General features: G+C 36.6%; 21 protein-coding genes and 1 pseudogene. 18 read left to right on the top strand and 4 right to left on the bottom strand.

Annotated elements, in window-relative coordinates; translation table 11 throughout:
• Positions 1 to 207: 207 nt before the first annotated feature.
• Complete coding sequence (locus M2306_RS05995) at positions 208 to 312, bottom strand: 30S ribosomal protein THX (RefSeq protein WP_115090291.1); 105 nt, start codon at positions 310 to 312, stop codon at positions 208 to 210.
• Positions 313 to 568: 256 nt separating this feature from the next.
• Here M2306_RS05995 and M2306_RS05990 point away from each other — a divergent pair, with 256 nt between their 5' ends.
• The 5 genes from M2306_RS05990 (at position 569) to capB (ending at position 8,326) form a co-directional block, all read left to right on the top strand.
• Positions 569 to 2,554: an alpha-ketoacid dehydrogenase subunit alpha/beta gene (locus M2306_RS05990; protein WP_259188540.1), complete on the top strand. Its 1,986-nt coding sequence runs from the start codon at positions 569 to 571 to the stop codon at positions 2,552 to 2,554.
• Between the two features lie 27 nt (positions 2,555 to 2,581).
• Positions 2,582 to 3,535 (top strand): phosphoribosylaminoimidazolesuccinocarboxamide synthase, encoded by a 954-nt coding sequence (locus M2306_RS05985; protein WP_259188541.1) that lies wholly within the window; start codon positions 2,582 to 2,584, stop codon positions 3,533 to 3,535.
• A gap of 13 nt (positions 3,536 to 3,548) precedes the next feature.
• Complete coding sequence (locus M2306_RS05980; RefSeq protein ID WP_259188543.1) at positions 3,549 to 4,184, top strand: nitroreductase family protein; 636 nt, start codon at positions 3,549 to 3,551, stop codon at positions 4,182 to 4,184.
• Positions 4,185 to 4,421: 237 nt separating this feature from the next.
• Positions 4,422 to 6,827 carry an alpha-ketoacid dehydrogenase subunit alpha/beta gene (locus M2306_RS05975; RefSeq protein WP_259188544.1) on the top strand — a complete coding sequence of 802 codons (2,406 nt, stop codon included), beginning with the start codon at positions 4,422 to 4,424 and terminating at the stop codon, positions 6,825 to 6,827.
• Positions 6,828 to 7,060: 233 nt separating this feature from the next.
• Complete coding sequence (gene capB, locus M2306_RS05970) at positions 7,061 to 8,326, top strand: cysteate-C-fatty acyltransferase (protein WP_002992334.1); 1,266 nt, start codon at positions 7,061 to 7,063, stop codon at positions 8,324 to 8,326.
• A 114-nt stretch (positions 8,327 to 8,440) separates the two neighbouring features.
• Here capB and M2306_RS05965 read toward each other — a convergent pair whose 3' ends face one another.
• Positions 8,441 to 8,977: a hypothetical protein gene (locus M2306_RS05965; protein ID WP_115090296.1), complete on the bottom strand. Its 537-nt coding sequence runs from the start codon at positions 8,975 to 8,977 to the stop codon at positions 8,441 to 8,443.
• 297 nt (positions 8,978 to 9,274) lie between these two features.
• Between M2306_RS05965 and M2306_RS05960 the strand changes: the two genes are divergently transcribed.
• Positions 9,275 to 9,763, top strand: a complete 489-nt coding sequence (locus M2306_RS05960; protein WP_259188545.1) for a hypothetical protein — start codon at positions 9,275 to 9,277, stop codon at positions 9,761 to 9,763.
• Between the two features lie 327 nt (positions 9,764 to 10,090).
• Here M2306_RS05960 and punC read toward each other — a convergent pair whose 3' ends face one another.
• Entirely contained in the window at positions 10,091 to 11,278 is a 1,188-nt protein-coding gene (gene punC, locus M2306_RS05955; RefSeq protein ID WP_259188546.1) for a purine nucleoside transporter PunC, read from the bottom strand.
• A gap of 308 nt (positions 11,279 to 11,586) precedes the next feature.
• A complete protein-coding gene (locus M2306_RS05950; protein ID WP_259188547.1) occupies positions 11,587 to 12,678 on the bottom strand; it encodes a M42 family metallopeptidase in 1,092 nt (363 codons plus the stop codon).
• Positions 12,679 to 12,757: 79 nt separating this feature from the next.
• Between M2306_RS05950 and M2306_RS05945 the strand changes: the two genes are divergently transcribed.
• From M2306_RS05945 to M2306_RS05890, 12 genes and pseudogenes are all read left to right on the top strand, one after another.
• Entirely contained in the window at positions 12,758 to 13,453 is a 696-nt protein-coding gene (locus M2306_RS05945) for a DUF4294 domain-containing protein (RefSeq protein ID WP_259188549.1), read from the top strand.
• Positions 13,454 to 13,500: 47 nt separating this feature from the next.
• Positions 13,501 to 14,587: pseudogene (gene dnaX, locus M2306_RS05940) on the top strand (DNA polymerase III subunit gamma/tau).
• Entirely contained in the window at positions 14,524 to 15,390 is an 867-nt protein-coding gene (locus tag M2306_RS05935; protein ID WP_259188550.1) for a DUF8439 domain-containing protein, read from the top strand. Before dnaX ends, M2306_RS05935 begins: the two are co-directional and overlap by 64 nt.
• 15 nt (positions 15,391 to 15,405) lie before the next feature.
• The gene (locus tag M2306_RS05930; protein WP_259188551.1) at positions 15,406 to 16,239 is read left to right on the top strand and encodes a CvfB family protein; all 834 of its coding nucleotides are present in this window, start codon (positions 15,406 to 15,408) and stop codon (positions 16,237 to 16,239) included.
• Between the two features lie 696 nt (positions 16,240 to 16,935).
• Entirely contained in the window at positions 16,936 to 17,829 is an 894-nt protein-coding gene (gene prpB / locus M2306_RS05925) for a methylisocitrate lyase (RefSeq protein ID WP_259188552.1), read from the top strand.
• A 2-nt stretch (positions 17,830 to 17,831) separates the two neighbouring features.
• Positions 17,832 to 18,983, top strand: coding sequence for a bifunctional 2-methylcitrate synthase/citrate synthase (prpC, locus tag M2306_RS05920; RefSeq protein WP_259188553.1), 1,152 nt, complete (start codon positions 17,832 to 17,834; stop codon positions 18,981 to 18,983).
• A gap of 28 nt (positions 18,984 to 19,011) precedes the next feature.
• Positions 19,012 to 20,463 (top strand): bifunctional 2-methylcitrate dehydratase/aconitate hydratase, encoded by a 1,452-nt coding sequence (locus tag M2306_RS05915; protein WP_002992348.1) that lies wholly within the window; start codon positions 19,012 to 19,014, stop codon positions 20,461 to 20,463.
• Positions 20,464 to 20,548: 85 nt separating this feature from the next.
• Positions 20,549 to 22,045 carry a CoA-acylating methylmalonate-semialdehyde dehydrogenase gene (locus M2306_RS05910; RefSeq protein ID WP_115090303.1) on the top strand — a complete coding sequence of 499 codons (1,497 nt, stop codon included), beginning with the start codon at positions 20,549 to 20,551 and terminating at the stop codon, positions 22,043 to 22,045.
• A 15-nt stretch (positions 22,046 to 22,060) separates the two neighbouring features.
• The gene (locus tag M2306_RS05905; protein WP_115090304.1) at positions 22,061 to 23,221 is read left to right on the top strand and encodes an acyl-CoA dehydrogenase family protein; all 1,161 of its coding nucleotides are present in this window, start codon (positions 22,061 to 22,063) and stop codon (positions 23,219 to 23,221) included.
• 6 nt (positions 23,222 to 23,227) lie between these two features.
• A complete protein-coding gene (locus tag M2306_RS05900) occupies positions 23,228 to 24,334 on the top strand; it encodes an enoyl-CoA hydratase/isomerase family protein (protein ID WP_259188554.1) in 1,107 nt (368 codons plus the stop codon).
• 11 nt (positions 24,335 to 24,345) lie between these two features.
• The gene (mmsB, locus tag M2306_RS05895) at positions 24,346 to 25,227 is read left to right on the top strand and encodes a 3-hydroxyisobutyrate dehydrogenase (RefSeq protein WP_259188556.1); all 882 of its coding nucleotides are present in this window, start codon (positions 24,346 to 24,348) and stop codon (positions 25,225 to 25,227) included.
• Positions 25,228 to 25,229: 2 nt separating this feature from the next.
• The gene (locus M2306_RS05890; protein ID WP_259188557.1) at positions 25,230 to 26,012 is read left to right on the top strand and encodes an enoyl-CoA hydratase/isomerase family protein; all 783 of its coding nucleotides are present in this window, start codon (positions 25,230 to 25,232) and stop codon (positions 26,010 to 26,012) included.
• The last annotated feature ends 27 nt before the right edge of the window (positions 26,013 to 26,039 follow it).

Raw genomic sequence — 26,039 nt, 5'->3', positions numbered from 1 at the left:
CTCGGTGAGATAGAGGGTGAGATGAACGTCCTCAAATAGGCTTAAACGTTTTTAATGGAAAAAAGACGCAGAAAAAGAAAGTGACAATGTAATTCCTTACAAAGCTTGTTAAATGGAAGTAGCAAGAAATTCAGTATGATACTAATGGGCAAAACGTTTAAAATATAAAAAGGAATAGAGGCAATTGCCTCTATTCCTTTTTATATTTTAACCTTTAGATGAAGTAGGTTTGTTTGTCTTTCTAGGTCTTCTGCGACCATATGATTTATTTACTATCTTACCTCTTCTTGTTTTTAAATCTCCTTTTCCCATAATAAAAAATTAAAGTTTAACATTCGTTTCCCCAAGATACGAATTTTAACGCAATAAATAAATTTATAGAAGTTAAAAGGATAAGAATCAGTCTTTTTAAGCGGTAAAAAAGCAATTGAAAGAAAAGAAGAAAGGAGGTGAAAAAGACAAAAGAACAGCAATTGAAAACCCCTGTTCTTTTTGACCTAAAATGTTGTGCAAATTAGTTTGTAGAGTTCCTATTTAAGCGTTATTTTAGTGCCCTTTAAAACCAATTATGAAACATATAGATTATAACCGAAAAGACCTATCAGATCAAACGCTAGTTGAGCTGTATAAAAGGCTGTTGAAACCAAGAATGATTGAAGAAAAGATGCTTATTTTAATCCGTCAAGGAAAAGTGTCGAAATGGTTTTCTGGAATTGGGCAAGAAGCAATATCGGTGGGTATTGTAGCTGCTTTAGAGAACGATGAGTATGTGTTGCCAATGCACCGTAATTTAAGTGTTTTTACCTCTAGAGATATTCCGTTGTACCGTTTATTTTCACAATGGCAAGGAAAAGGAGAAGGTTTTACAAAAGGAAGAGATCGCTCGTTCCACTTCGGTACACAAGAGTTTAATATCGTAGGGATGATTTCGCATTTAGGTCCACAATTAGGTGTAGCTGATGGAATTGCCCTTGCACATAAATTGCGTGAAGAAAAGAAAATCACTGCTGTATTTACAGGAGAAGGCGCAACTTCGGAAGGGGATTTTCACGAAGCATTAAACGTAGCTTCTGTATGGGATTTACCTGTGTTGTTCGTTATCGAGAATAACGGATATGGTTTATCAACTCCAACAAACGAACAATACCGTTGTGAGCATTTAGCTGATCGTGGAATTGGATATGGAATGGAGAGTCACATTATCGATGGAAATGATATCTTAGAAGTTTATACTAAAATCGATGCATTAGCAAAATCGATGCGTGAAAACCCACGTCCAGTTTTAGTGGAGTTCTTGACTTTCAGAAGAAGAGGACACGAAGAGGCGAGTGGTACAAAATACGTTCCACAAGAGTTAATGGATATGTGGGAGAAGAAAGATCCAGTTGAAAACTACCGTGCTTATTTAAAAGAAATTGGAGTTTTAACGGAGACTTTAGATGAAGAAATCAGAGCTGCTTTCAAAAAAGAAATCGATACGGATTGGAAACGCACCCAAGAAGAGGAGCCAATTCAAGCGAGTTTAGAAACGGAATTAAACGATATGTATGCGCCATTTACGTATGAGCACGTTGAACCAAGTGGTGAAATGAAAAATATCCGTTTAATTGATGCGATATCAGAAGGGTTGAAACAATCTTTTGAAAAACACCCAGAATTAATCATCATGGGACAAGATATTGCTGAATACGGAGGTGCTTTTAAAGTAACAGACGGATTTGTAGAGCAGTTTGGTAAAGGTCGCATCCGAAATACGCCAATTTGTGAGAGTGCAATTGTTTCTGCAGCTATGGGGTATTCAATCAATGGAGGAAAAGCCATTATGGAGATGCAGTTTGCAGACTTCGTATCTACTGGTTTTAACCCGATTGTAAACTACTTAGCAAAAGTACACTACCGTTGGAATGAAAAAGCAGATGTTGTGGTACGTATGCCATGTGGTGGTGGTACACAAGCTGGACCATTCCACTCGCAAACCAATGAAGCCTGGTTTACTAAAACACCAGGATTAAAAGTAGTTTATCCAGCATTCCCAGTAGATGCAAAAGGATTAATGAATACCGCTATTAATGATCCAAACCCAGTTGTTTTCTTCGAACACAAGCAATTGTACAGAAGTATCTATCAAGATGTACCAAGCAATTATTATACAATCCCATTTGGTCAAGCTGCTTTGCTTAAAGAAGGATCAGATGTAACGATTATATCATTTGGAGCTGGAGTACATTGGGCATTGGAAACACTAGATAAACACCCAGAAATTCAAGCAGATTTAATTGACTTGCGTACTTTACAGCCATTAGATGAAGAAACTATCTTCAAATCAGTAAAGAAAACAAATAAAGTTATAATTTTGCAAGAAGATTCCATGTTTGGAGGTATTGCAAGTGACCTATCAGCAATGATTATGGAAAACTGTTTTGAATATTTAGATGCTCCTGTAAAACGAGTAGCGAGTATTGAAACAGCAATCCCATTTGTGAAAGCTTTAGAAGATCAATATTTACCAAAAGGTAGATTTGAGGAAGCGCTCTTAGATTTATTAGCGTACTAAATAGAAAGAACTACACAACAGAAATATATGAGTAACACAATCACACAGACTAATTTTAAATTTCCAAACCAAAAAAGTGTATATCACGGAAAAGTAAGAGAAGTTTACACCATCGCTGACCAAGTTTTAGTTATGGTAGCAACGGATCGTTTATCTGCTTTTGACGTGATCATGCCGAAAGGGATTCCTTACAAAGGACAAATTTTGAATCAAATTGCAACGCGATTCATGCAGATGACGGAAGATATTGTGCCAAACTGGCTGATTGCAAGTCCGGATCCTAATGTTGCAGTAGGACATATTTGTGAACCTTTTAAAGTGGAGATGGTTATCCGAGGCTATTTAGCTGGACATGCCGCTAGAGAATATGCAGCAGGGAAACGAGTATTGTGTGGTGTTGCCTTAGCAGAAGGATTGAAAGAAAACGATCGCTTGCCTCAACCTATTATCACTCCTTCAACGAAGGAAGATTTAGGTTTGCACGATGAAGATATTTCAAGAGAAGATATTCTCGCACGTGGTATTGTATCAGAAGAAGATTACCTTGTTTTAGAAGCGTATACAAGAGCTTTGTATCAAAAAGGGAGTGAAATTGCTGCTGAAAGAGGATTGATCTTAGTAGATACAAAATACGAATTTGGTAAAACGAAAGAAGGAAAAATTGTATTGATTGATGAAATTCACACGCCTGATTCTTCTCGTTATTTTTATGCAGAAGGGTACGAAGAACGTCAAGCGAAAGAAGAACCTCAGAAGCAATTATCAAAAGAATTCGTACGCCAATGGTTAATTAGTCATGGCTTTCAAGGAAAAGAAGGACAACAAGTTCCTGAAATGTCAGACGAATATATTCAAACAATCTCTGAGCGTTATATTGAGTTGTACGAACATATCTTAGGCGAACCTTTTGTAAAGGCAGATGTTCAAGATATTAATCAACGAATTGAAACAAATGTATTGGCTTTTTTAGCTACAATTTAAAAAGTGAATTCACATGAAGTTATTAGATAATTTAAAGTGGCGTTATGCTACGAAGCGTTATAATAGCGCGGTAAAACTAGAAGATGAAAAGGTAATGCAAATTATCGAGGCTGCTCGTTTAGCACCAACTTCTTCAGGGTTACAACCTTTTGAAATGATTTTGGTTAAAAATCAAGAAGTAAAGGAGCAATTATTTCCTATTGCAATGAATCAAATGCAAATCAAAGAATGTTCACATCTTTTGATTTTTGCTGCGTGGGATAGCTATACGGATGAAAGAATTGATTCTGTTTTTGATAATATGGAAGCAATCAGAGCATTGCCAAAAGGAGAGATGAATGATTTCAAAAACAGCATTAAAAATAATTTTAAAGATCAAACACCTGAGCAACAGTTCCAACATGCCGCTCGACAAGCATATATCGCTTTCGGAATGGCCATTGCTGCAGCTGCTGAATTGAAAATTGACGCTTCTCCAATGGAGGGCTTCTACAATGATCAGATGGATGCCTTCTTAGGATTAGATAAAAAAGGCTTGAAAAGTGTTACGATTTTAGCCTTAGGAGAAAGAGATCCTGAAAATGATTGGTTAATGCCAATGAAGAAGGTTCGATTTGCTTTAGAATCAATGCTTACAGTAATAGAATAAAATAAAAAAAAGCCCTTGTCACACTAGACAAGGGCTTTTTTTATGGTATTGCGTTGAGGATTTAGTAATCAAAAGCTTTTTTTTAAGATATGATTTTTAAATTCACATGTTTTTTGCGCTTTTAGTTCGTAAAGTTTAAAGTATTGGTGTGCTAATTCACAATAATCCTTAGGTTTAAATTAGCTTTTTTGTTTGGATTATTTTATATTTGTATCCTGTAAAATATTAGATTACGCGATGAGTCAAAATAAAAAAAACACAGCACTTTCTTTTGAAGATTTTAAGAAAGAGGTTATTCAAGATTATACAATTGCAAAGATCAGTAGAGAATGTAGTTTACTAGGTCGTCGTGAAGTTTTAACAGGTAAGGCGAAGTTTGGGATATTTGGAGATGGAAAAGAAGTACCGCAATTAGCCATGGCTAAAGCTTTTCAGAATGGAGATTTTAGATCGGGATACTATCGTGATCAAACCTTCATGATGGCAATTGGTCAGTTAAATATCCAACAGTTTTTTGCTGGTTTATTCGGTGATGCCAATATTGAAAATGATCCTATGTCTGGTGGACGTCAAATGGGTGGGCACTTTGCTACACATAGTTTGGATGAAAACGGAAATTGGAAGAAGCTAACAGCACAAAAAAATTCAAGTGGTGATATTTCTCCTACAGCAGGTCAAATGCCGCGTTTACTAGGATTAGCACAAGCTTCAAAATACTACAGAGCCATTCCAGATGCAGATAAAGACCAACAATTTTCAATCAGTGGAAATGAGGTAGCTTGGGGAACAATTGGAAATGCTTCTACTTCGGAAGGATTGTTTTTTGAAACAATTAACGCGGCTGGAGTATTACAAGTACCGATGGTAATGAGTGTTTGGGATGATCAATATGGTATCTCAGTACATGCAAAATATCAAACAACCAAAGAAAATATCTCTGAAATTTTAAAAGGTTTCCAACGTGATGAACAAGGAAATGGATATGAAATTTTACGAGTAAAAGGATGGGATTATCCTGCTTTAGTAGAAACGTATACAAAAGCGGCGCAAATTGCTAGAGAAGAGCACGTTCCTGTATTGATTCACGTACAAGAATTGACGCAACCACAAGGGCATTCAACTTCAGGATCACATGAGCGTTACAAAAGCAAAGAGCGCTTAGCTTGGGAAGCAGAGCAAGACTGTATCTTGCAGATGAGAAATTGGATGATCGAAGCCAATATCGCAACTGCAGAAGAGTTAGACGTACTAGATAAAGACTTGAAAAAACAAGTATTAGACGGTAAAAAAGAAGCGTGGAGAAACTACTTAGATCCAATCATCGCTGAAAGAGATGAATTAGTTGCTGTTTTACAACAAGTAGCTGCTTCAAGTCCAAATAAAGTATTTATTGAAAAACATATTGCTGATTTACAAGGGTCAAAAGAACCAATCCGCCGTGATGTATTAACTGCAGCACGTAAAGTATTGCGTTTGATTATCCAAGAAAGCAGTAAAACAATCTTGATTCAATTCATTGAGAAATATTACGCAAGCGTACAACCAAAATACAGCTCTCATTTATTTTCTGTTTCAGATCAAAAAGCACAAAATATTCAAGCTGTTGCGCCAACGTATGATGATAATGCAGAAGAGGTTGATGCACGTGTTATTTTAAGAGATAACTTCGATTATATCTTAGCAAACAATAAAAACGTAACGGTTTTTGGAGAAGATTCAGGTAATATCGGAGACGTAAATCAAGGATTAGAAGGATTACAAGAGAAACACGGAGAAGAACGTGTTACAGATACTGGAATTCGTGAAGCAACAATCTTAGGACAAGGAATTGGTATGGCGATGCGCGGTTTACGTCCAATTGCTGAAATTCAATACTTAGACTATTTATTGTATGCGATTCAAATCATGAGTGATGATTTAGCTACGTTACAATATAGAACAGTAGGTCGTCAAAAAGCACCCTTAATCGTAAGAACACGCGGACACCGTTTAGAGGGAATCTGGCATTCAGGATCTCCAATGGGAATGATTATCAATGCAATCCGAGGAATGCATGTATTGGTTCCAAGAGATATGACAAAAGCAGCTGGTTTCTATAATACTTTATTAGAGAGCGATGAGCCTGCATTGTTGATTGAGTGTTTAAATGGTTACCGTTTAAAAGAGAAAATGCCAAACAATATTGGGCAATTTAAAACGCCTATTGGAGTAGTGGAAACAATCAAAACAGGTAGTGATTTGACGATTGTGTCTTATGGATCTACGTTGCGTATTGTAGAACAAGCGGCAAAAGAATTGCTAGAAATTGGTATTGATGTTGAAATTATTGATGCACAGTCTTTATTGCCATTTGATATTCAGCACGATGTAGTGAAGAGTTTAGCTAAAACAAATCGCTTGTTAGTAGTAGATGAAGATGTACCAGGTGGAGCATCTGCTTACTTACTACAGCAAATTTTAGAAGTACAAAAAGGATACCGTTATTTAGATAGTGAACCACAAACACTCGCTTCTAAAGAACATAGACCTGCTTATGGAACGGATGGAGATTATTTCAGTAAGCCATCGGTAGAAGATGTATTCGAAAAAGTATATGAATTAATGCATGAAGTAAACCCAACAAAGTTTCCTAAACTGTATTAAAAATAAAGCAAAAACCTCTCAAATTGAGAGGTTTTTGCTTATTTGATAATTTTAATTTATAAATTGTGTGTTTATAAACTATTTTTTTACTTTGTATATTATAAAATTCTTGTAGTTTTAGAGAAAAAGCGAGTAGAAAATAATCAAGAATTGAATAAATTCTCCTGAATTTATTATGAAAGCATACAAAATATGAGTAATTTTGCAATTGTTTTTTTAAACATAGTTATATTATGGTAAATGATTTATTTGACAGAATACAGAAGAATAAAGGACCTTTAGGGAAGTGGGCATCTCAAGCAGAGGGATATTATGTTTTTCCTAAACTAGAAGGACCTTTATCGAATCGTATGATGTTTCATGGAAAAGAAGTAATCAATTGGAGTATCAATGATTATTTAGGGTTGTCAAATCATCCAGAAGTAAGAAAGGTAGATGCGGAAGCAGCTGCTGAATATGGTGCGGCTTACCCAATGGGAGCTCGTATGATGTCAGGGCATACTACAGTACACGAACAACTTCAAGATGAGTTGGCTGCTTTTGTACAAAAAGAAGCTGCTTATTTACTAAACTTCGGTTACCAAGGAATGGTGTCTATCATTGATGCTTTAGTAACGAAGAATGACGTAATTGTTTATGATGTTGATTCACACGCTTGTATTATTGATGGTGTGCGTTTACATATGGGAAAACGCTTTACGTATAAACACAATGACATCGAGAGTTTTGAGAAAAACTTAGAGCGTGCTACTAAAATGGCTGAAACAACAGGTGGAGGTATTTTAGTAATCACAGAAGGTGTATTTGGAATGCGTGGGCAACAAGGAAAGTTGAAAGAAATCGTTGCTTTAAAAGAAAAATATAACTTTAGATTGCTAGTTGACGATGCTCATGGTTTTGGTACTTTAGGTGCTACAGGAGCTGGAGCTGGAGAAGAGCAAGGATGTCAAGATGGAATTGATGTTTATTTCTCTACTTTCGCTAAATCAATGGCTAGTATCGGAGCATTCGTTGCTGCGGATAAAGATATTATCGATTATTTGAAATACAACCTTCGTTCTCAAATGTTCGCAAAATCATTGCCAATGATTTTTACAAAAGGAGCATTGAAACGTTTGGATTTATTGCGTACACAACCAGAGCTTAAAGCGAAGTTATGGGAAAATGTGGATGCTTTACAAAATGGATTAAAAGACAGAGGATTCAATATCGGAGATACGAACACTTGTGTTACACCGGTTTACCTAGAAGGAAGTATTCCTGAAGCTATGGTGATGGTGAACGATTTACGTGAAAATTACAATATTTTCTTGTCAATTGTTGTTTATCCAGTGATTCCAAAAGGAATTATTTTATTGAGAATGATTCCTACAGCAACACATACAATGGAAGATATCCAAGAAACATTATCAGCTTATGAAGCAATTCGCGAAAAGCTAGAAAATGGAACGTATAAACGCATTGCTGCTGAAACAACAGTGGATGTATCAAATGCATAATATAAAAAAAACTCGAAACTTAAGTTTCGAGTTTTTTTTATCTAGTTACTTGGCAAATTGCCATTTGCCACTACAGGGTTTTTACATCACATCGTCTCACCGACTTCACAAAACTCACTTCCCTTCTTTAATCTTCAGTATAACCACTTCAACATCTTTAATCTTTCCAATCCAGTAATCGATTCCTTCCTGGTTGGTTACCATTTCTTTTTTTCGATTGGGTTTTACGGTATAGAGTTTCTGCCAGTTGCGTTGTTCGTCCTTTATTTTATCTTGTTTTGTTTCTGGTTCTATACGGGATCGCCAAAAAAGTAACTCCTTTTGATAGTTCTGGATGATCTCTTCAAAGTAGAGGAGCAATGCGGTTTTATCTTTCGGAATATATCCAGGGCCACTACAGCCACAAGAATGCCAGGTAATACCGACAACAAATAAATCTTTGATGTGTTGCCAAGCTTTGTTGTCTCCTTTTTTAGGTGCTTCAAAATCTTTTCCCATATTCGCCATGATATTCCCACATTGCGGGCATTTTGCTGCGGTATCTACATTAGTTCCTTTTCTAATATCAACCCACAGCCGGCGTTTGAACGTTTTTTGACAATCAAAACACGCATAATGCGGTTTATAGGCTGTCATAGCATATCTACACATATTTTTTCAGTTGTTTGGGCGATTTATTTCCCTTAAATTTTAAAAACAGTTCTTTTTTCTAAACAAAACTAGTAAAAGCAATGAATTATCGCTAATTATTCTTCATTTTTACTTTTATTAATAAATTTAAATAGATGTAAACGGTATTTGAATAAAAAATGTCTTGTAAAGTTGTTTTAAAATTAATTTTAGTTACATTTGTTAACATAATTAAGTGAAATTTAATTAAAAATAGAGAAAAAGAAATTAAAGTATACGTTTTGACTTGTTTCAAGCGTTATAGTTAGAAAGAAAAAAATGAGAAGAATACTATATATATTGTTGATGGGAGTAAGTTTTACATTCGTACAATGTAAACAAGAAAAGAAAGAGGACAAAGTAGCGGAGAAGATTCAAAATGATGAAATCAAATTGTATAAGATAACAACAGTGCCGTATGAAAAGAATGGGGGATATGTATTGAAAAAACAACAACCGAAACAAGGAGTACGCCATGTAAAAATCACCAATCAAACTCAGTTTGCTAATTTATTTGACCCCAATCAAACGCTCGTAGATCAACAAAATATTGACTTCTCTAAATCGTTTGTTCTGGCTTTAGTCGGTATTCCTAGTACGTTGGAAACGGCTTTTTCGATTATTAGCTTGAAAGAAAAAGAGGATTTCATTGAGCTTACTTACTGTCTGCAAGAAGAAGAAAAAGAATTAGCCCAAGCGATATATCCCTATACGATTCTGGTTGTAGATAAAAAGTATAATAAAGATATTCGATTTTTGATTGAATAATTTTAAAATAAGTGAAGGGGCAATAGGTAGCTTATAGATTCAAGTTTGGCTTTATTTTTGTGCTTGTTTGTATCAAATGATGTCTGTTTTAGCTAAAAAACATGATTACAACACTCAAAAAAGCAACAGATGAAAATTTCTACTCTTATACTTATCGGAAGCATTTTTATTTATGCGTATATAACAAGCAGTTAAAACCCGCTGTTTTTGTTATTACTAGGGCCAGCCCTTTTTGTTCTTACTAAATTAAAAAAGAAGAGATAATAATAAAAGGGCGTTTCTAATTAGAAACGCCCTTTTATTATTATAAACTGTGAACTGTTTTTATTATTTAACTTTTTTTGTCCAGGTATAAGCCCAAAAAGAAAATGGAATCGTTCCAACCATAACTAAAGCAGTAGATAATAGTGCATCTTTAGAAAACAAAGACACAATTGCACTAGCAACAAAACACATTCCTAATTGAATGGTGTTTTGTAAGGCTGCCGCTTTACCTGATTGATGCGGAAACAACTTAAGTGCTTCTGCTACGACAATAGGGTAACAGGCTCCATTTGCTAAAGCCATAAAACAAAATGGAATTAATAAACTCGTTAGCGTAGGTGTAGTAAAGATGGCTAAAAAGGCTGTAACAGCAATAGCCAAGGCAAATAAGGTAACAAAGTAAGCGATTAATTTTGTACCATCTATTCTAGCTGAAAGTGTTCGATAACCAAAACCACCAATAAGAAAGGCAATGGTCTGTGGCACAAAACTAAAACCGATTTCTCCCTCACTATATCCCATTTCTTTCAAAAAGAAAGGAGAACCTGTTAACCACGCAAAAAACGCGGCGGAACAAAAAGCGTAAATCATTACATTACCTACATATGGTTTAGATTGTAGCATGCTCCAATAAGATTTTTGCTTTTCTTCAGCTGGTTCACTTGACTCAAGATCCGTTGCATCAGACTTGGTGTTTTTCACTGTAAAAGTGTAGAGAATTAGCAATACGGCTATACCAGCCAAGGTAATAAAGATTGATCGCCATCCAAAGTGCTCCAATAAATAAACCCCTAATAAGGGAGCTAATGCTGGAGATAAAGCAACTAAAGGCATGATTGTAGCAAAAACGCGATTGGTTTGTTCTTTCGGGTAACGTTCTATTACGAGAGCTTGCCAGCTAACTGCTGCAGCACAAACACCGATGGCTTGTACCAAACGCAAAATTAAAAAGGCTGTAACACTTTCCGTAAAAAAGATCGCTAAAGAGGATAACGTAAAAATAAGTAATCCGATGTTGATGGTTTTAGGCTTTCCTATTTTATCGGAAATAGGGCCCCAAAGTAATTGAGCTATCGCATAACCTGCTAAAAATAGACTTAAGGTTGCGCTAATACTGCTTTTGGTTGTGTCTAAATCGACACGCATTTGTTCAAAGGCAGGAAGGTACATATCTGTAGCTAAGAAACCAATGATACTCAAACCTGCTAAATACACTAAAAAGAAAAAACTATTCTTATTATTCTGTGGCATATAATTTAAAAATTAAAGAATCTGCAAAAGTAGGTTTTTTTATGGAAAGGGGAAAAGGGAAAGGGGTTTTTGTGAAGTTGGTGAGGAGGTGAGGGGGTGAGCCAACCTTTATGGTAAAGAGGTTTTTTTGTGAAGTTGGTGAAATCGAAACGAAGTGTAGATTCATCGAATACAAAAATAAATGTAAACCCATGAGATAGGGGGTGAGTGAGCCTTTTATGGGAAAGGGGTTTTTTGTGAAGTTGGTGAGGGGGTGAGCAAACCTCACGAAGAGCAAACCTCACAAACCTCACAAAAACAACCCTCACTTATTTAAAATACGAAAAAGTTTCTCCGTTTTCTATTTGTAAAAGTGTATGGTAAATCAACTGAATTGTATGTTCTACATCCTGACGGTGAATCATTTCTACCGTTGTGTGCATATAGCGCAAAGGCAATGAAATTAAAGCAGAAGCCACACCGCCATTGCTATAAGCGAATGCATCGGTATCTGTTCCCGTTACGCGAGATAGTGCATTGCGTTGAAACGGAATCTGATTTTTTTCAGCTGTTTGTTCAATTAATGCGCGTAAATTATTTTGTACCGCAGGTGCATACGCAATAACTGGACCTTTCCCAATCGTATTATCTCCTTCGATATTTTTGTCTACCATCGGCGTGTTTGAATCGTGACAAACGTCAGTTACGATTGCTACATTGGGTTTGATGGTTTGTGTAATCATTTCTGCACCACGTAAACCAACTTCTTCTTGAACCGCATTGACAATATATAGTCCAAAAGGTAATTCTTTCTTGTTTTCTTTTAATAAACGCGCGATTTCAGCAATCATAAAACCGCCAATGCGATTATCTAAAGCTCTACAAACCCAGCGTTTGCCATTTAATACCGTAAAGGTATCAGGGTAAGTAATTACACATCCAATGTGGATGCCTAAGTTTAAAACTTCTTGTTTGCTATCACATCCAACATCGATAAAATTAGTTTCGATTTTTGGAGATTCCTCTTTTCCAGCTCTATTTCTAATGTGAATCGCAGGCCAACCAAATACACCTTCTATAATTCCCTTAGCTGTGTGGATATTTACGCGTTTTGATGGAGCAATCATGTGATCACTTCCTCCATTGCGTACAACGTGGATGAATCCATCTTCTGTAATGTGCTTCACATACCATGAAATCTCATCCGCATGTCCTTCAATAACCACTTTATACGCTGCATCAGGGTTAATTACGCCGACCGCATTGCCATACGTATCCGTGATAAAAGTATCTACATAAGGTTCTAAATAACTCATCCAAAGTTTTTGTCCCACATGTTCATGACCTGTAGGAGAAGCATTATTTAAATAGGCCTCTAAAAAATGCAGGGAGTCCTGATTTAATATTGTATTTTTATCCATGATTATTTTTTACACGAATGTACTGATTCGCTTGGAAATACTCAATCTAATTCTTTACATTTGGTTATATTTTTAACATATGAAAAAACTGTATTTTTATTTTTTCGTCTTCTTCAGTATGGCCTCTGCTCAAGCGCAGGAAGAGGAGTTAAAACCAGTGCCTAGTTTAGTGCCGATGGTTGAAATAGAAGATGATACGCTAAAGTATAGTATTCCAGAGATTTATATTGGTTCAAATACAAAAGAAGATCAGTATCGCCAGGACATGAATATCTTGCGTAATCGCATTCGCAGAGTATATCCTTATGCCCGTGCAACCGCTGAAAATCTAATGATACTAAATGATAATTTAGAAAAATTAGAGACCAATAAGCAGAAAAGACAGTACATAAAACGCTCTCAGAAGTACCTTGAGAGTCAGTTTAAAGATAAATTGAAAAAATTATCGCGTAAGGATGGAAAGGTTTTACTGAAATTAATTCACCGCGAGACGGGGGAGACTACGTTTACCCTAATTAAGGAATTTAGAAGCGGCTGGACGGCTTTTTGGTCCAATACTACAGCGAAGACCTTTAGCTTGGATTTGAAGTCAGAATATCATCCTGACAGTGATTTACAAGATTTTTATTTGGAGACGCAATTGCAATTCTTATTCTATACGTATCAATTAGAGCGCAGTGCAGGTAAGGAAAAAATTAATTTTAATGCGTTGAGAAAAATGTGGGAAATAAAAATTTCAGAAGAAGAGTTTTTTCCACTTGAATTAAGGGAATAGTTTTGGCTTTATAAAAATTAAGCTACCTTTGCAGTAATAGTGATTTTATGGAACAATTTATCGTATCAGCAAGAAAATATAGACCACAAACTTTTCAAGAAGTTGTAGGACAGCAAGCCATTACCAATACTTTAGTAAATGCTATAGAGAGCAATCATCTAGCGCAGGCATTGTTGTTTACAGGTCCGAGGGGAGTTGGAAAAACAACTTGTGCGCGTATTTTGGCTCGTAAGATTAATCAAGTAGGCTATGATGATCCTACGGAGGATTTCACATTCAATGTATTTGAATTGGATGCTGCATCAAATAACTCCGTGGATGATATTCGAAATTTAATTGATCAAGTACGTATACCTCCCCAAAACAGGAAAATACAAAGTATATATTATAGACGAGGTTCACATGTTGTCAACAGCAGCATTTAATGCGTTTTTAAAAACGTTAGAAGAACCGCCTCGTCATGCTATCTTTATTTTAGCAACTACAGAGAAACACAAAATTATACCAACGATTTTATCGCGTTGTCAAATATTTGATTTCAAGAGAATTACCATTGCTGATGCTGCGGATCATTTGGCTCTAGTAGCCAATAGCCAAGGGATTGCTTATGAAAGCGATGCTTTGCGTATTATTGCGCAAAAGGCAGATGGAGCAATGCGCGATGCGTTGTCTATTTTTGACCGCGTAGTTTCGTATTGTGGAAAAAATTTAACTAGACAAGCCGTTGCGGAAAACTTAAATGTACTTGATTTTGAGTACTATATTCGCGTAACGGATTTAATCTTAGCAAATAATATTCCTGCCTTATTGACTTCATTTGACTCTATATTGGCAAAAGGATTTGATGCACAGCATTTTATCGCTGGTTTAGCTTCTCACTTTAGAAACTTAATGGTTTGTAAAACACCAGAAACAGCTGCTCTTTTAGAAGTAGGAGAGCATGGTAGACAATTGTTTACGGAACAAGCAAATAAGGCTAGTGTTGCTTTGTTGCTTGATGCAATCGATTTGGCAAACGAAGCGGATCTGAAGTATAAAGCAAGTCAAAATCAACGATTACTTGTTGAGTTGTGTTTAATGAAATTAGCGTCTTTATCTTACGAAGGCGAAAAAAAAAAGATAAATCTTTCATAATTCCTGCTCAGGCACTAACTGCTATTGAGCCGTTAGCGCCGATTGAATTACCAACAGCTCCTGTGGCAGCTGTTGTAACGCAATTACCCGAACAAGCTGTACAACCTGTTGAACTTGCTCCTGTTGAAATACTAGTAACAGAACCAGTAAGTCCGCAAGTAGTGCCTGCTGTAGTGGAAGAAGATGTACCAGAATATAAAGCACAGAGTCAGGAAGTTAATACTACAACTTCACCTCAAGCAGAACCTATAGCTACAGCACCTGTAGGTGATAATCCTGCAGAATCACCAGCGTTATTTGCTGTTGATCCGATTGAACCAGCTGCAACTGTTGAAAAAAAGGTTTCGGCACTTTCACTATCTAGTATCCGTGCTCGTAAAGAGATGGAATCCTCTTTAGAGAAAAAGGTAGTCAATCCAGATGATTTACCTAAAGAGCCTTTTACTGCAGAACAATTTATGGAGGAATGGAACAAATATGCAGATAAATTAGCTCGATCAGGATTTATGTTAATGTCATCGTTGATGGGAATGGTTCCTCCGGTATTACGTGGAACATCCGTTTCCTTAGTGATGCCTAATGAAGGATCGAAATTAAGCTTTGACGAGAATAAGTTTGACTTGGTTAATTATTTGCGTAAAAAGCTAAGTAATTATGATTTAGAAATTGAAATCACAGTAAATGAGGAAGTTAAAATTCAAAAAAGAGTACTAGATAAAGATGATAAATTAGTTCGTTTTATCGAACTAAATCCTGCGATGCAGTATATGAAAGAAATCTTTGATCTAGAATTTAAATACTAGTAAAATCTAATCGTTATGATTAAAATTGGAAATGACAATACGCTAAAAGTAGCTAGAAAGACGAGCATTGGTTTGTATTTAACTGATGGAGAAACGGATATTCTATTGCCAAATAAATACGTACCTAAAAATATAGAAGTTGAGGATGAAATCGTTGTTTTTGTCTATTTGGATCAAGAAGAAAGACCAGTAGCAACTACGTTAGAACCTTATATTTATATCAATGAATTTGCTTTGTTAAAGGTGAGTTTTACCAATCAGTTTGGAGCCTTTTTGGATATGGGATTGGAAAAAGATTTATTCGTTCCATTTGCAGAACAAGCACGCCCAATGAAAGAGGGGAATTACTACTTGGTATACATGCAATTGGATGAAAAATCGAATCGTCTTGTTGGGTCAAGTCGTTTAAACCAATTCTTGGATAATGATACAATTACTGTTGCTATTGGAGATGAAGTAGAATTAATGGTTTCTCATATTACAGATCTAGGGATTAACGTTATCATCAATGAGAAGCACAAAGGATTGATGTATAAAAATGAAGTCTTTGAAGATTTGCGTACGGGTGACCGTATTGTGGGTTATATTAAGAATATTCGTCCAGATGGAAAAATTGATGTATCGAGAACACGCGTAGGAGTAGAGGCTATTTCTGATGGAGCAGAACAAGTTTTAGCTGCGTTAGTGGAAAATAATGGATTCTTAGGATTGTCAGATAGCAGTCACCCAGAAGATATTCGCACCGTGCTTAACATGAGTAAAAAGATGTTTAAGAAAGCCATTGGTGGATTATATAAAGATAAAAAAATCACGTTAACAGAAAAGGGAATTTACTTAGTAAAGGAATAGTTTTAGTAAACGGATAAAAAAATAGAAGCACTTGAAAATCAAGTGCTTTTTTTGTTTGTATTAAAGATTAACTTTAAGTCTTATTTCTCAATATAAGACTCCTTTAAAGCCTTGAATAAAGTCTTCTTTTGTTCATTGCAAGGCGATAAAAACGGATCATCTAACTTTGTATGATTACAAGTTGGTTTAAATTAATTTCGCAGAACTTGAATGATTTAACATTAAAATTTTAAGTGATCGGTTTATAATAAAATAAAAATCAGTATATTGGAGTTCGGTAAAAGAAAGGGAGAAGGTTGCTATTTATTGCTTTCCTCTTACTTCTTTATAAGGAGTATCTGTTGATATAATGTAAAAACAGTTTTCTTTAGGTTAGGATACGTTTCCGAAATATTTTTTTTATTGAAAATCCGCAGTTTTAGCCCTTGTAGATTGTCATTTCTTCTTAATAAAGGGTTAATTTAAACCCCGTTTTGTCTAATCGACAGTATTTAACTTTTATTTGGCTGATTTTATTTTATAGAAATTTAGATATAAAAAAATTTTCAATAAAAATATTCATATATTTATCAAATATAAGTAGTTCGTTTGCCGCTGAGGCTAGAAAGGCTGTGGCTATTCGGCCCTTTAGAAGATGTGTGCATTGTGATGAATTACTTCTTACACTCAAAATGTAGATTATTAACAACCATAAGAATGAACAAAACAAACAATTTCAAATCTCCCGGATTACTTTTTAGGGAGGCAATGCAAAAGGAAAGTCCCCTCCAAATTGTAGGTGCAATTAATGCCAATCACGCTTTATTAGCACAACAAGCAGGATTTAATGCTATTTATTTATCAGGTGGTGGTGTTGCAGCAGGATCATTAGGTGTACCCGATTTAGGAATTACAACCTTAGAAGACGTTTTAATCGATGTACAACGTATTACTAATATATGTGATTTACCGTTGATGGTAGATGTTGACACTGGATTTGGTCCATCAGCATTTAACGTAGCAAGAACTGTAAAATCATTAATTAAAGCAGGAGCAGCAGCTTTACACATAGAAGATCAAGTAGGAGCAAAACGCTGTGGTCACCGTCCAGGAAAAGAAGTGGTGAGCAAGCAAGAAATGGTAGATCGTATTAAATCTGCTGTTGACGCCCGTACAGACGAGTATTTCGTTATTGGCGCACGTACTGATGCCTTCGCTAATGAAGGATTAGAAAGTACATTAGAACGCGCTATTGCTTATAAAGAAGCTGGTGCAGACTTCATCTTTGCTGAAGCAGTGCCAGATTTGAGTTTTTACCAAAAATTTGTTGATGCAACAGGTATTCCAGTATTAGCGAATATTACTGAATTTGGAATGATTAAAATGTATACAGTAGAAGAGTTAAAAGCAGCTGGAGTAGGACTTGTTCTTTATCCACTTTCTGCTTTCCGCGCAGCAAATAAAGCGGCTTTGAACGTATACAACCACATTCGCCAAGAAGGTACACAAGCTAATGTATTAGATACGATGCAAACACGTGAAGAGTTATACAGCAGTATCAACTACCACGATTATGAACAAAAATTAAACACCCTATTTAAAAAACAATAAGCATGTCAAATAACGAAACAAGCTTCAAACCAAAGAAAAGTGTTGCGCTATCTGGGGTTGCAGCTGGTAATACAGCATTATGTAGCGTTGGAAAAAGCGGAAATGATTTATACTACAGAGGATATAATATATTAGATTTAGCAGCAAATGCAGAATTCGAAGAAGTGGCTTACCTATTAATTTATGGTCATTTACCGAATGAAGCACAGTTGAGAAACTACAAAGCGAAATTAAAATCGTTGCGTGGTTTACCAAAATCAGTGCGTAGCATTTTAAAAAATATCCCAGCAGCAGCACATCCTATGGATGTAATGCGTTCTATGGTATCTGCTATCGGAACGATTCAACCAGAAAAAGACGACCATAATACTGCTGGAGCTAGAGATATTGCTGATAAATTATTAGCCTCTTTTAATTCAGGATTATTGTATTGGTATCACTATACACATAACGGAAAAGAAATCGAAGTAGAAACAGATGACGACACAATTGGTGGTCACTTTTTACATTTGTTACACGGAGAGAAACCTTCAGAATCTTGGGTAAAAGCCATGCAAGTATCTTTAATCTTGTATGCAGAGCATGAATTTAATGCTTCTACTTTTACAAGTCGCGTAATTGCAGGAACAAATTCAGATTTCTATTCTTGTGTAACTGGAGCTATTGGTGCTTTACGTGGACCAAAACATGGAGGAGCTAATGAGGTTGCTTTTGAAATTCAAAGCCGTTACAATTCACCTGATGAAGCAGAAGCAGATATCAGAAAACGCGTAGAGAACAAAGAAGTAATCATTGGTTTCGGACACCCAGTTTACACGATTTCAGATCCAAGAAATGAAGTGATTAAAAAAGTAGCAGAAGAATTGTCTAAAGAAGCGGGTGATATGCTTTTATACGATATCGCAGAGCGTTTAGAAACTGTGATGTGGGACGAGAAAAAGATGTTTCCGAACTTAGATTGGTTCTCGGCAGTATCTTACCACCAAATGGGGGTACCTACTTTAATGTTTACGCCTCTTTTTGTAGTTTCTCGTATTACAGGATGGAGTGCACATATCATGGAACAACGCCAGGATGGAAAAATTATCCGTCCAAGTGCTAATTATGTTGGACCAGAGAACAAATCTTTTGTATCGATCAAAAACAGAAAATAATTTAATAACTAAAAAATAAGAATTTAAAATGTCATTACACATTTCAAACGAACGACCACAACCAGATCAAGTATTAGTTGACATTGCGGATTACGTATTAAACTATGAGATTAAGAATGATTTAGCTTGGAAAACAGCACACTACTGTCTATTAGACACGATTGGATGTGGTTTGGAAGCGCTAACATACCCAGCATGTACTAAATTATTAGGACCTGTTGTAAAAGGAACAATCGTTCCAAATGGAGCAAAAGTTCCAGGAACACAATTTCAATTAGATCCAATTCAAGCGGCTTTCAACATTGGAACAATCGTGCGTTGGTTGGACTTTAATGATACTTGGTTAGCAGCAGAGTGGGGACACCCTTCAGATAACTTAGGAGGTATTTTAGCTACTGCAGATTGGTTGTCAAGAACAAACATCGCAGAAGGAAAAGCACCTTTAAAAATGAAACAAGTTTTAGAAGCAATGATCATGGCACACGAAGTGCAAGGAGTTATGGCTTTAGAGAACTCGTTTAACCGCGTTGGATTAGACCACGTATTATTAGTAAAATTAGCATCTACAGCAGTTGTAGGAAAGTTAATTGGCTTAACACGTGATGAGTTAATCAATGCTATTTCTTTAGCTTTCGTTGATGGACAAGCGTTGAGAACGTACCGTCATGCACCAAATACAGGAAGCCGTAAATCTTGGGCTGCTGGAGATGCAACATCTCGTGCAGTGCGCTTAGCTTTAATGGCTAAAACAGGAGAAATGGGATACCCATCTGTATTAACAGCTAAAACATGGGGATTCTATGACGTTTCTTTCAAAGGAAATGCGTTTAAATTCCAAAGAGATTACTCTTCATACGTAATGGAGAATGTATTATTCAAAATTTCTTTCCCAGCTGAGTTCCACTCGCAAACAGCAGTTGAAGCAGCAATGACTTTACACGGGAAATTAAAAGAATTAGGAAAATCTACAGAAGATATCAAGAAAATCACGATTCGTACACACGAAGCGGCTATCCGTATTATCGACAAAAAAGGTCCATTAGACAACCCAGCTGACCGTGACCACTGTATTCAATACATGATTGCTGTTCCATTAATCCACGGAAGATTAACAGCTGCAGATTATGAAGATAATATTGCTTCTGATGCAAGAATCGACGTATTACGCGATAAAATGGAATGTGTAGAAGATGTTCAATTTACAAAAGATTATTTTGATCCAGAAAAACGTTCAATTGCTAACGCATTGACGATTACATTTAACGATGGATCATCAATTGATGAAGTAGTTGTTGAATACCCAATCGGACACAAACGCAGAAGAGAAGAAGGAATTCCTGAGTTAATTAAAAAATACAAAATTAACTTAGCTCGCGTTTACCCAGAAAAACAACAAAGAGTAGTAATGGAAAACTCTTTAGATTATGATACTTTGATTAATCTAAATGTAAACGAGTTTGTTGACTTACTAGTTATCTAAGCTTATACTTACACAAGAGTTGATTGAAAAATCAACTCTTGTTCCTTAAGTAACCACCAACCAACCCCAATAAATTATAACAACTATGACACAAAAAATAAACTTATACATAAACGGTGCATTTACAGCAAGTACTGCTACAGCCTATTTACCAGTTGAAAACCCAGCAACACAAGAAATTATCGCAGAAGTGCCGTTAACGGAATTAAAAGAAATTGATCAGGCGATTGCTTTAGCCGGTGAGGCATTTAAAACTTGGAAAGAAGTTGCTACACCAGAGCGCGCTAGATTATTTTTGAAATACCAACATTTACTAAAAGAACATCAAAAAGAAATCGCAGAGATTTTAGCAACAGAGAATGGAAAAACATTTGCTGATGCGATGGGAGATGTATGGAGAGGAATTGAAGTAGTAGAACACGCTTGTTCAATCCCTACCTTAATGATGGGCGAAACTGTTGAGAATGTGGCTCGTGCAGTAGATACGTATAGCTATATTCAACCGTTAGGGGTTTGTGCGGGAATCACACCCTTTAACTTCCCAGCGATGATTCCTTTATGGATGTTCCCAATGGCAATTGCCTGTGGTAATACTTTTATTTTAAAACCGTCTGAGCAAGCGCCTATGACGGCTATGAAATTAGCTGAGTTATTCCAACAAGCAGGATTCCCTAAAGGTGTTTTAAACATTGTTCACGGATCGAAAGACCAAGTGAATCACATTTTAAATCACGAGGATATTCGCGCTATTTCATTTGTAGGATCTGTACCAGTAGCGGAACATGTTTACCGTACAGGAACGCATAATTTAAAACGCGTACAAGCATTTGGTGGAGCAAAAAACCACATGGTTGTTATGCCAGATGCAAATAAACAACAAGTAATCAATAACTTAGTTGGAGCTTCTTGTGGCGCTGCAGGTCAGCGTTGTATGGCTATTAGCGTAGCTGTACTAGTAGGAGAAGCACAAAATTGGGTAAATGATATTAAAAATGCATTAAGTACAATCAAACCAGGTGTTTGGTCGGACGATGCAGCAGCTTATGGACCGCTAATCAACAAGCAAGCAAAAGAAAAAGTATTGCGTTTGATTAAGAGTGGTTATGACCAAGGAGCAGAAGTTTTATTAGACGGAAGTGACTGTGTTGTACCAGGTTATGAAAAAGGTTACTTCGTAGGGCCAACGTTGTTTAATAAAGTAACAACGGATATGGATATCTATAAAGAAGAAATCTTTGGACCTGCCTTATTATTAGTAACAGCTGATACTTTAGATGAAGCCATTCAAATCATCAATAACAACCCTTATGGAAATGGTACGTCAATTTTCACTAATTCAGGAGCAGCAGCTCGTAAATTCCAACACGAGATTCAAGTAGGACAAATTGGAGTAAACCTTCCAATTCCAGTGCCATTACCGTTCTTCTCTTTTACAGGGTGGCGTAAGTCGTTCTTCGGAGATTTACACTCGTATGGAAAACAAGGGGTTCGCTTTTATACAGAGACCAAAACAATCACAGCACGTTGGTTTGAGGAAGATGTACCTGGAGGAAATGTAAATATGACGATTAATCTTAAATAAGGGGGAAAGAGTATTATGCAATTTAATTTAGATGAAAATCAATTAGCTTTTCAAGATGCGGCAAGGAGTTTTGCAGAAAAAGAATTAGCACCCTATGCCTCAGATTGGGATGCAAATAAAATATTTCCACGTGAAGCAATTCTAAAAGCGGGAGAACAAGGATTCTGTGGGGTTTATACCCGAGAAGATGTAGGAGGATTAGGGTTTTCAAGATTAGATGCTGCTATTATTTTTGAAGAATTAGCAGCGGCTTGTCCGTCTACAACCGCTTATATTACCATTCACAACATGGTAACGTGGATGATTGACCAATATGGTAAAGAGCAAGTAAGACAAGCGATTTGTCCAGCATTGGCGTCAGGAATAAAATTGGGATCTTATTGTTTAACCGAGCCTGATTCAGGTTCGGATGCTGCTAGTTTGAAAACAACGGCAGTAAAACAAGGCGATACCTATATCTTGAATGGAACAAAAGCCTTTATTTCAGGAGCTGGAGAGAGTGATTACCTTGTTGTAATGGCTCGTACTGGAGAAGCAGGAGCAAGAGGAATTAGTGCCTTTGTTGTCCCTGCGGATGCAAAAGGAATTAGTTTTGGCGAAAAAGAAAAGAAACTAGGATGGAATACACAACCGACGCGTTTTATCTTTTTAGATCAAGTAGAAATTCCTGCTGAAAACCTATTAGGAAATGAAGGAGATGGTTTCAAGATTGCTTTAAAAGGTTTAGATGGAGGACGTATCAACGTAGCTATCTGTTCTGTTGGAGCAGCTCAAGGATCCCTGAATTTAGCTCAACGTTATATGCATGAACGCATGCAGTTTGGCAAAGCATTAGCTCAATTCCAAGCACTACAGTTTAAAATCGCAGATATGGTAACAGAGCTGGTTGCAGCACGTCAAATGGTTTATTTAGCTGCTTTTAAGCTAGATTCTAAAGATGTAAACGCAACAACGTATTGTGCCATGGCGAAACGCTTAGCTACAGATAATAGTTTTACGGTATGTAATGATGCCTTACAGCTATTAGGGGGTTATGGATGTACGCAAGATTTCCCTGTAGAGCGTTTAATGCGTGATGCTAGAGTACATCAAATTGTGGAAGGAACCAATGAAATTATGAAATTGGTGATATCAAGAAAGATATTAGAAGAAGGAGCAACTGTTGAAATACGTTAATCAATCATGAGTTTAATACTAACAGAAATAAAGAATAAAGTAGGTTTTATTACGTTGAATTCAGAAGCGACGTTGAACTCACTGAATTTAGAAATGATTGAAGCACTAACAGTTGCGTTAGCATCATGGAAAAATTCAAGTGAGGTTGCTTGTATCTTTATTCAAGGAGCGGGAGAAAAAGCGCTATGTGCTGGAGGAGATGTTAGACAATTGTATGACAATATTCTTGCACAACGTGAGGTAGATGCAACGCAAGTGCCTCAAGGTTGCTTTGATTTCTTTGCAAAAGAATATGCTTTAAATTACGCCATTCACACGTATCCAAAACCTATTATCGTATGGGGACATGGTATCGTAATGGGTGGTGGTATTGGTGTCATGGTAGGCGCTTCTCACCGTATTGTAACGGAGCGAAGCAAATTAGCGATGCCTGAAATTACCATTGGATTATTTCCAGATGTAGGAGCGACATGGTTTTTAAACCGCATGCCTTCTGCGTATGGAGTATACTTAGGATTAACAGGCGCTCGTTTAGATGCTGCTGATTGTAGATTCTTAGGCCTAGCTGATTATTATATGGAATCAACCGCCAAACAAGCGGTGGTTGATGCTTTAATTCAAGCTACTTGGTCTGAAAATGTAGAAGCACAAGTAGACGAGATGTTAACCACATTAGCACAACCGTATACAATTGGTGCATCACAAGCTGAAGCGCATCAATCGTTTATTCAACAATTTGAGTCAGTCAATACGCTGGAAGAATTCCGCGCTATTTTGATGAATTACAAAGACAAAGATAGTTGGATTGAAACGGGGGTACAGAGTTTTGAAAAAGGCTCACCAAGTTCAGCACATATTATTTTCAAACAGCTACAAGACGGAAAAGATTACAGCTTAGCTCAAGTTTTCCAAACGGAATTAAACTTAGCTTGTCAATGTTGTATTCATCCTGATTTTGCAGAAGGTGTACGTGCTTTATTGGTAGATAAAGATCAATCTCCTAAATGGCAACCTGCTACTTTAGAAGGTGTTACGTCTGGTTGGGTGGAGGGTTACTTTAAGCCTCTTTGGACGAAAGAGAATTGCGTTTTAAAGGATTTAGGTACAAACTAAAACGAAAAAGTATGGCAAAAATAGCTTTTATAGGCTTAGGAAATATGGGTGGTCCAATGGCTGCCAACCTAGTAAAAAAAGGACACGAAGTAACGGGATTTGATTTAAGTGAAGTAGCTTTAAATCAATTGGTTGCTCAAGGAGGAAAAGTTGCAAAATCAGCTTTAGAAGTAGCAAAAGGGGCAGAAGTAGTTGTTTCTATGTTGCCTTCTGGTAAACACGTTGCAGATTTGTATACGGTGGAATTTATGGCTCAATTGCAACCGCATGCTGTATTAATTGACAGTAGTACAATTGATGCTGTTACGGCTCGTTCTGTTGCGGCTTTAGCGGTTGCACAAGGACATGCAATGATTGATGCTCCAGTATCTGGAGGAACTGCAGGAGCACAAGCAGGTACTTTAACTTTTATTGTTGGAGGAGCCGCAGGTGATTTCGATAGAGCAAAACCCATCTTAGAAGGAATGGGGCAAAACATTTTTTATGCTGGCGAATCAGGAGCAGGACAAGTAGCTAAGATTTGCAATAATATGTTGTTGGCTATTCACATGATTGGTACTTCAGAAGCAATTAACTTGGGCGTACGTCATGGATTAAACCCTAAAGTATTGAGCGAGATTATGCAAAAAAGCTCAGGTAGAAACTGGTCTTTGGAAGTTTATAACCCTTATCCAGGTGTGGCTGAGAATACGCCAGCATCAAAAGGATATGCCGGTGGTTTTGCTGTGGATTTAATGACGAAAGATTTAGGATTAGCTGCAGAGGCTAGTTTAGATACAAAGAGCTCAACTCCATTAGGTAGTACAGCACTTAACTTGTATAGAATGTGGAGTGAAGCAGGAAATGGCAAGTTCGATTTTTCTAGTATTATTAAATTTTTAAACCAGCAATAGTTATGAATTTTGAGACGTTACAATACCAACAAGAAGGATATGTAGGCACCTTGACGATTAATCGCCCAGATGCGTTAAATGCATTGAACAATACGGTATTAGCAGAATTAAAATCATTTGCAGAACAAGCAAAAAGCAAAAGCGATCTTCGCGTTTTGGTCATTACGGGTTCTGGAGAAAAGGCTTTTGTGGCAGGAGCGGATATCAAAGCGATGCAAAGTATGACAGCAACAGAGGCAACGGAATTTTCCTATACGGCACAAGCTGCTTTTAATGCGATTGAAGCTTTGCCTTTTGCAGTTATTGCAGCAGTCAATGGTTTTGCTTTAGGTGGAGGTTGTGAATTAGCCTTATCTTGTGATATCATTTTGGCTAGTGAAAAGGCTAAATTTGGTTTACCAGAATCTACATTAGGTTTATTGCCTTGCTTTGGTGGAACACAGCGTTTACCTCGTGCTATTGGACTTTATAAAGCAAAAGAAATGGTCTTTACGGGCGATTTCTATTCTGCGGCAGCTTGTGAGGCGATGGGCTTTGTTAATCGCGTAATTGCTCCAGAAGAGTTGTTGAACCAAGCATCTGCTATGGCTCAAACGATTGCTTCTAGAGGACCAATTGCAGTAGCAAAAGCAAAAGAGTCAATGCATACCGGTTTTGATTTGTCTTTAGCAGACGGATTAAAACAAGAAGGGGCGTTATTTGGCGAATTGTTTCATACCGCAGACCAAAAAGAGGGAATAGGGGCTTTTGTTGAAAAGAGAAAACCTAATTTTAAAGGAAATTAATACCAAGTAAAAGAAATAAAATAAGGG

The organism is Myroides gitamensis (genome assembly GCF_029894455.1).
Lineage (GTDB): Bacteria > Bacteroidota > Bacteroidia > Flavobacteriales > Flavobacteriaceae > Flavobacterium > Flavobacterium odoratum.
The sequence above is the reverse complement of the archived record's forward strand: the minus strand, read 5'-3'. Positions and strand labels throughout refer to the sequence as shown.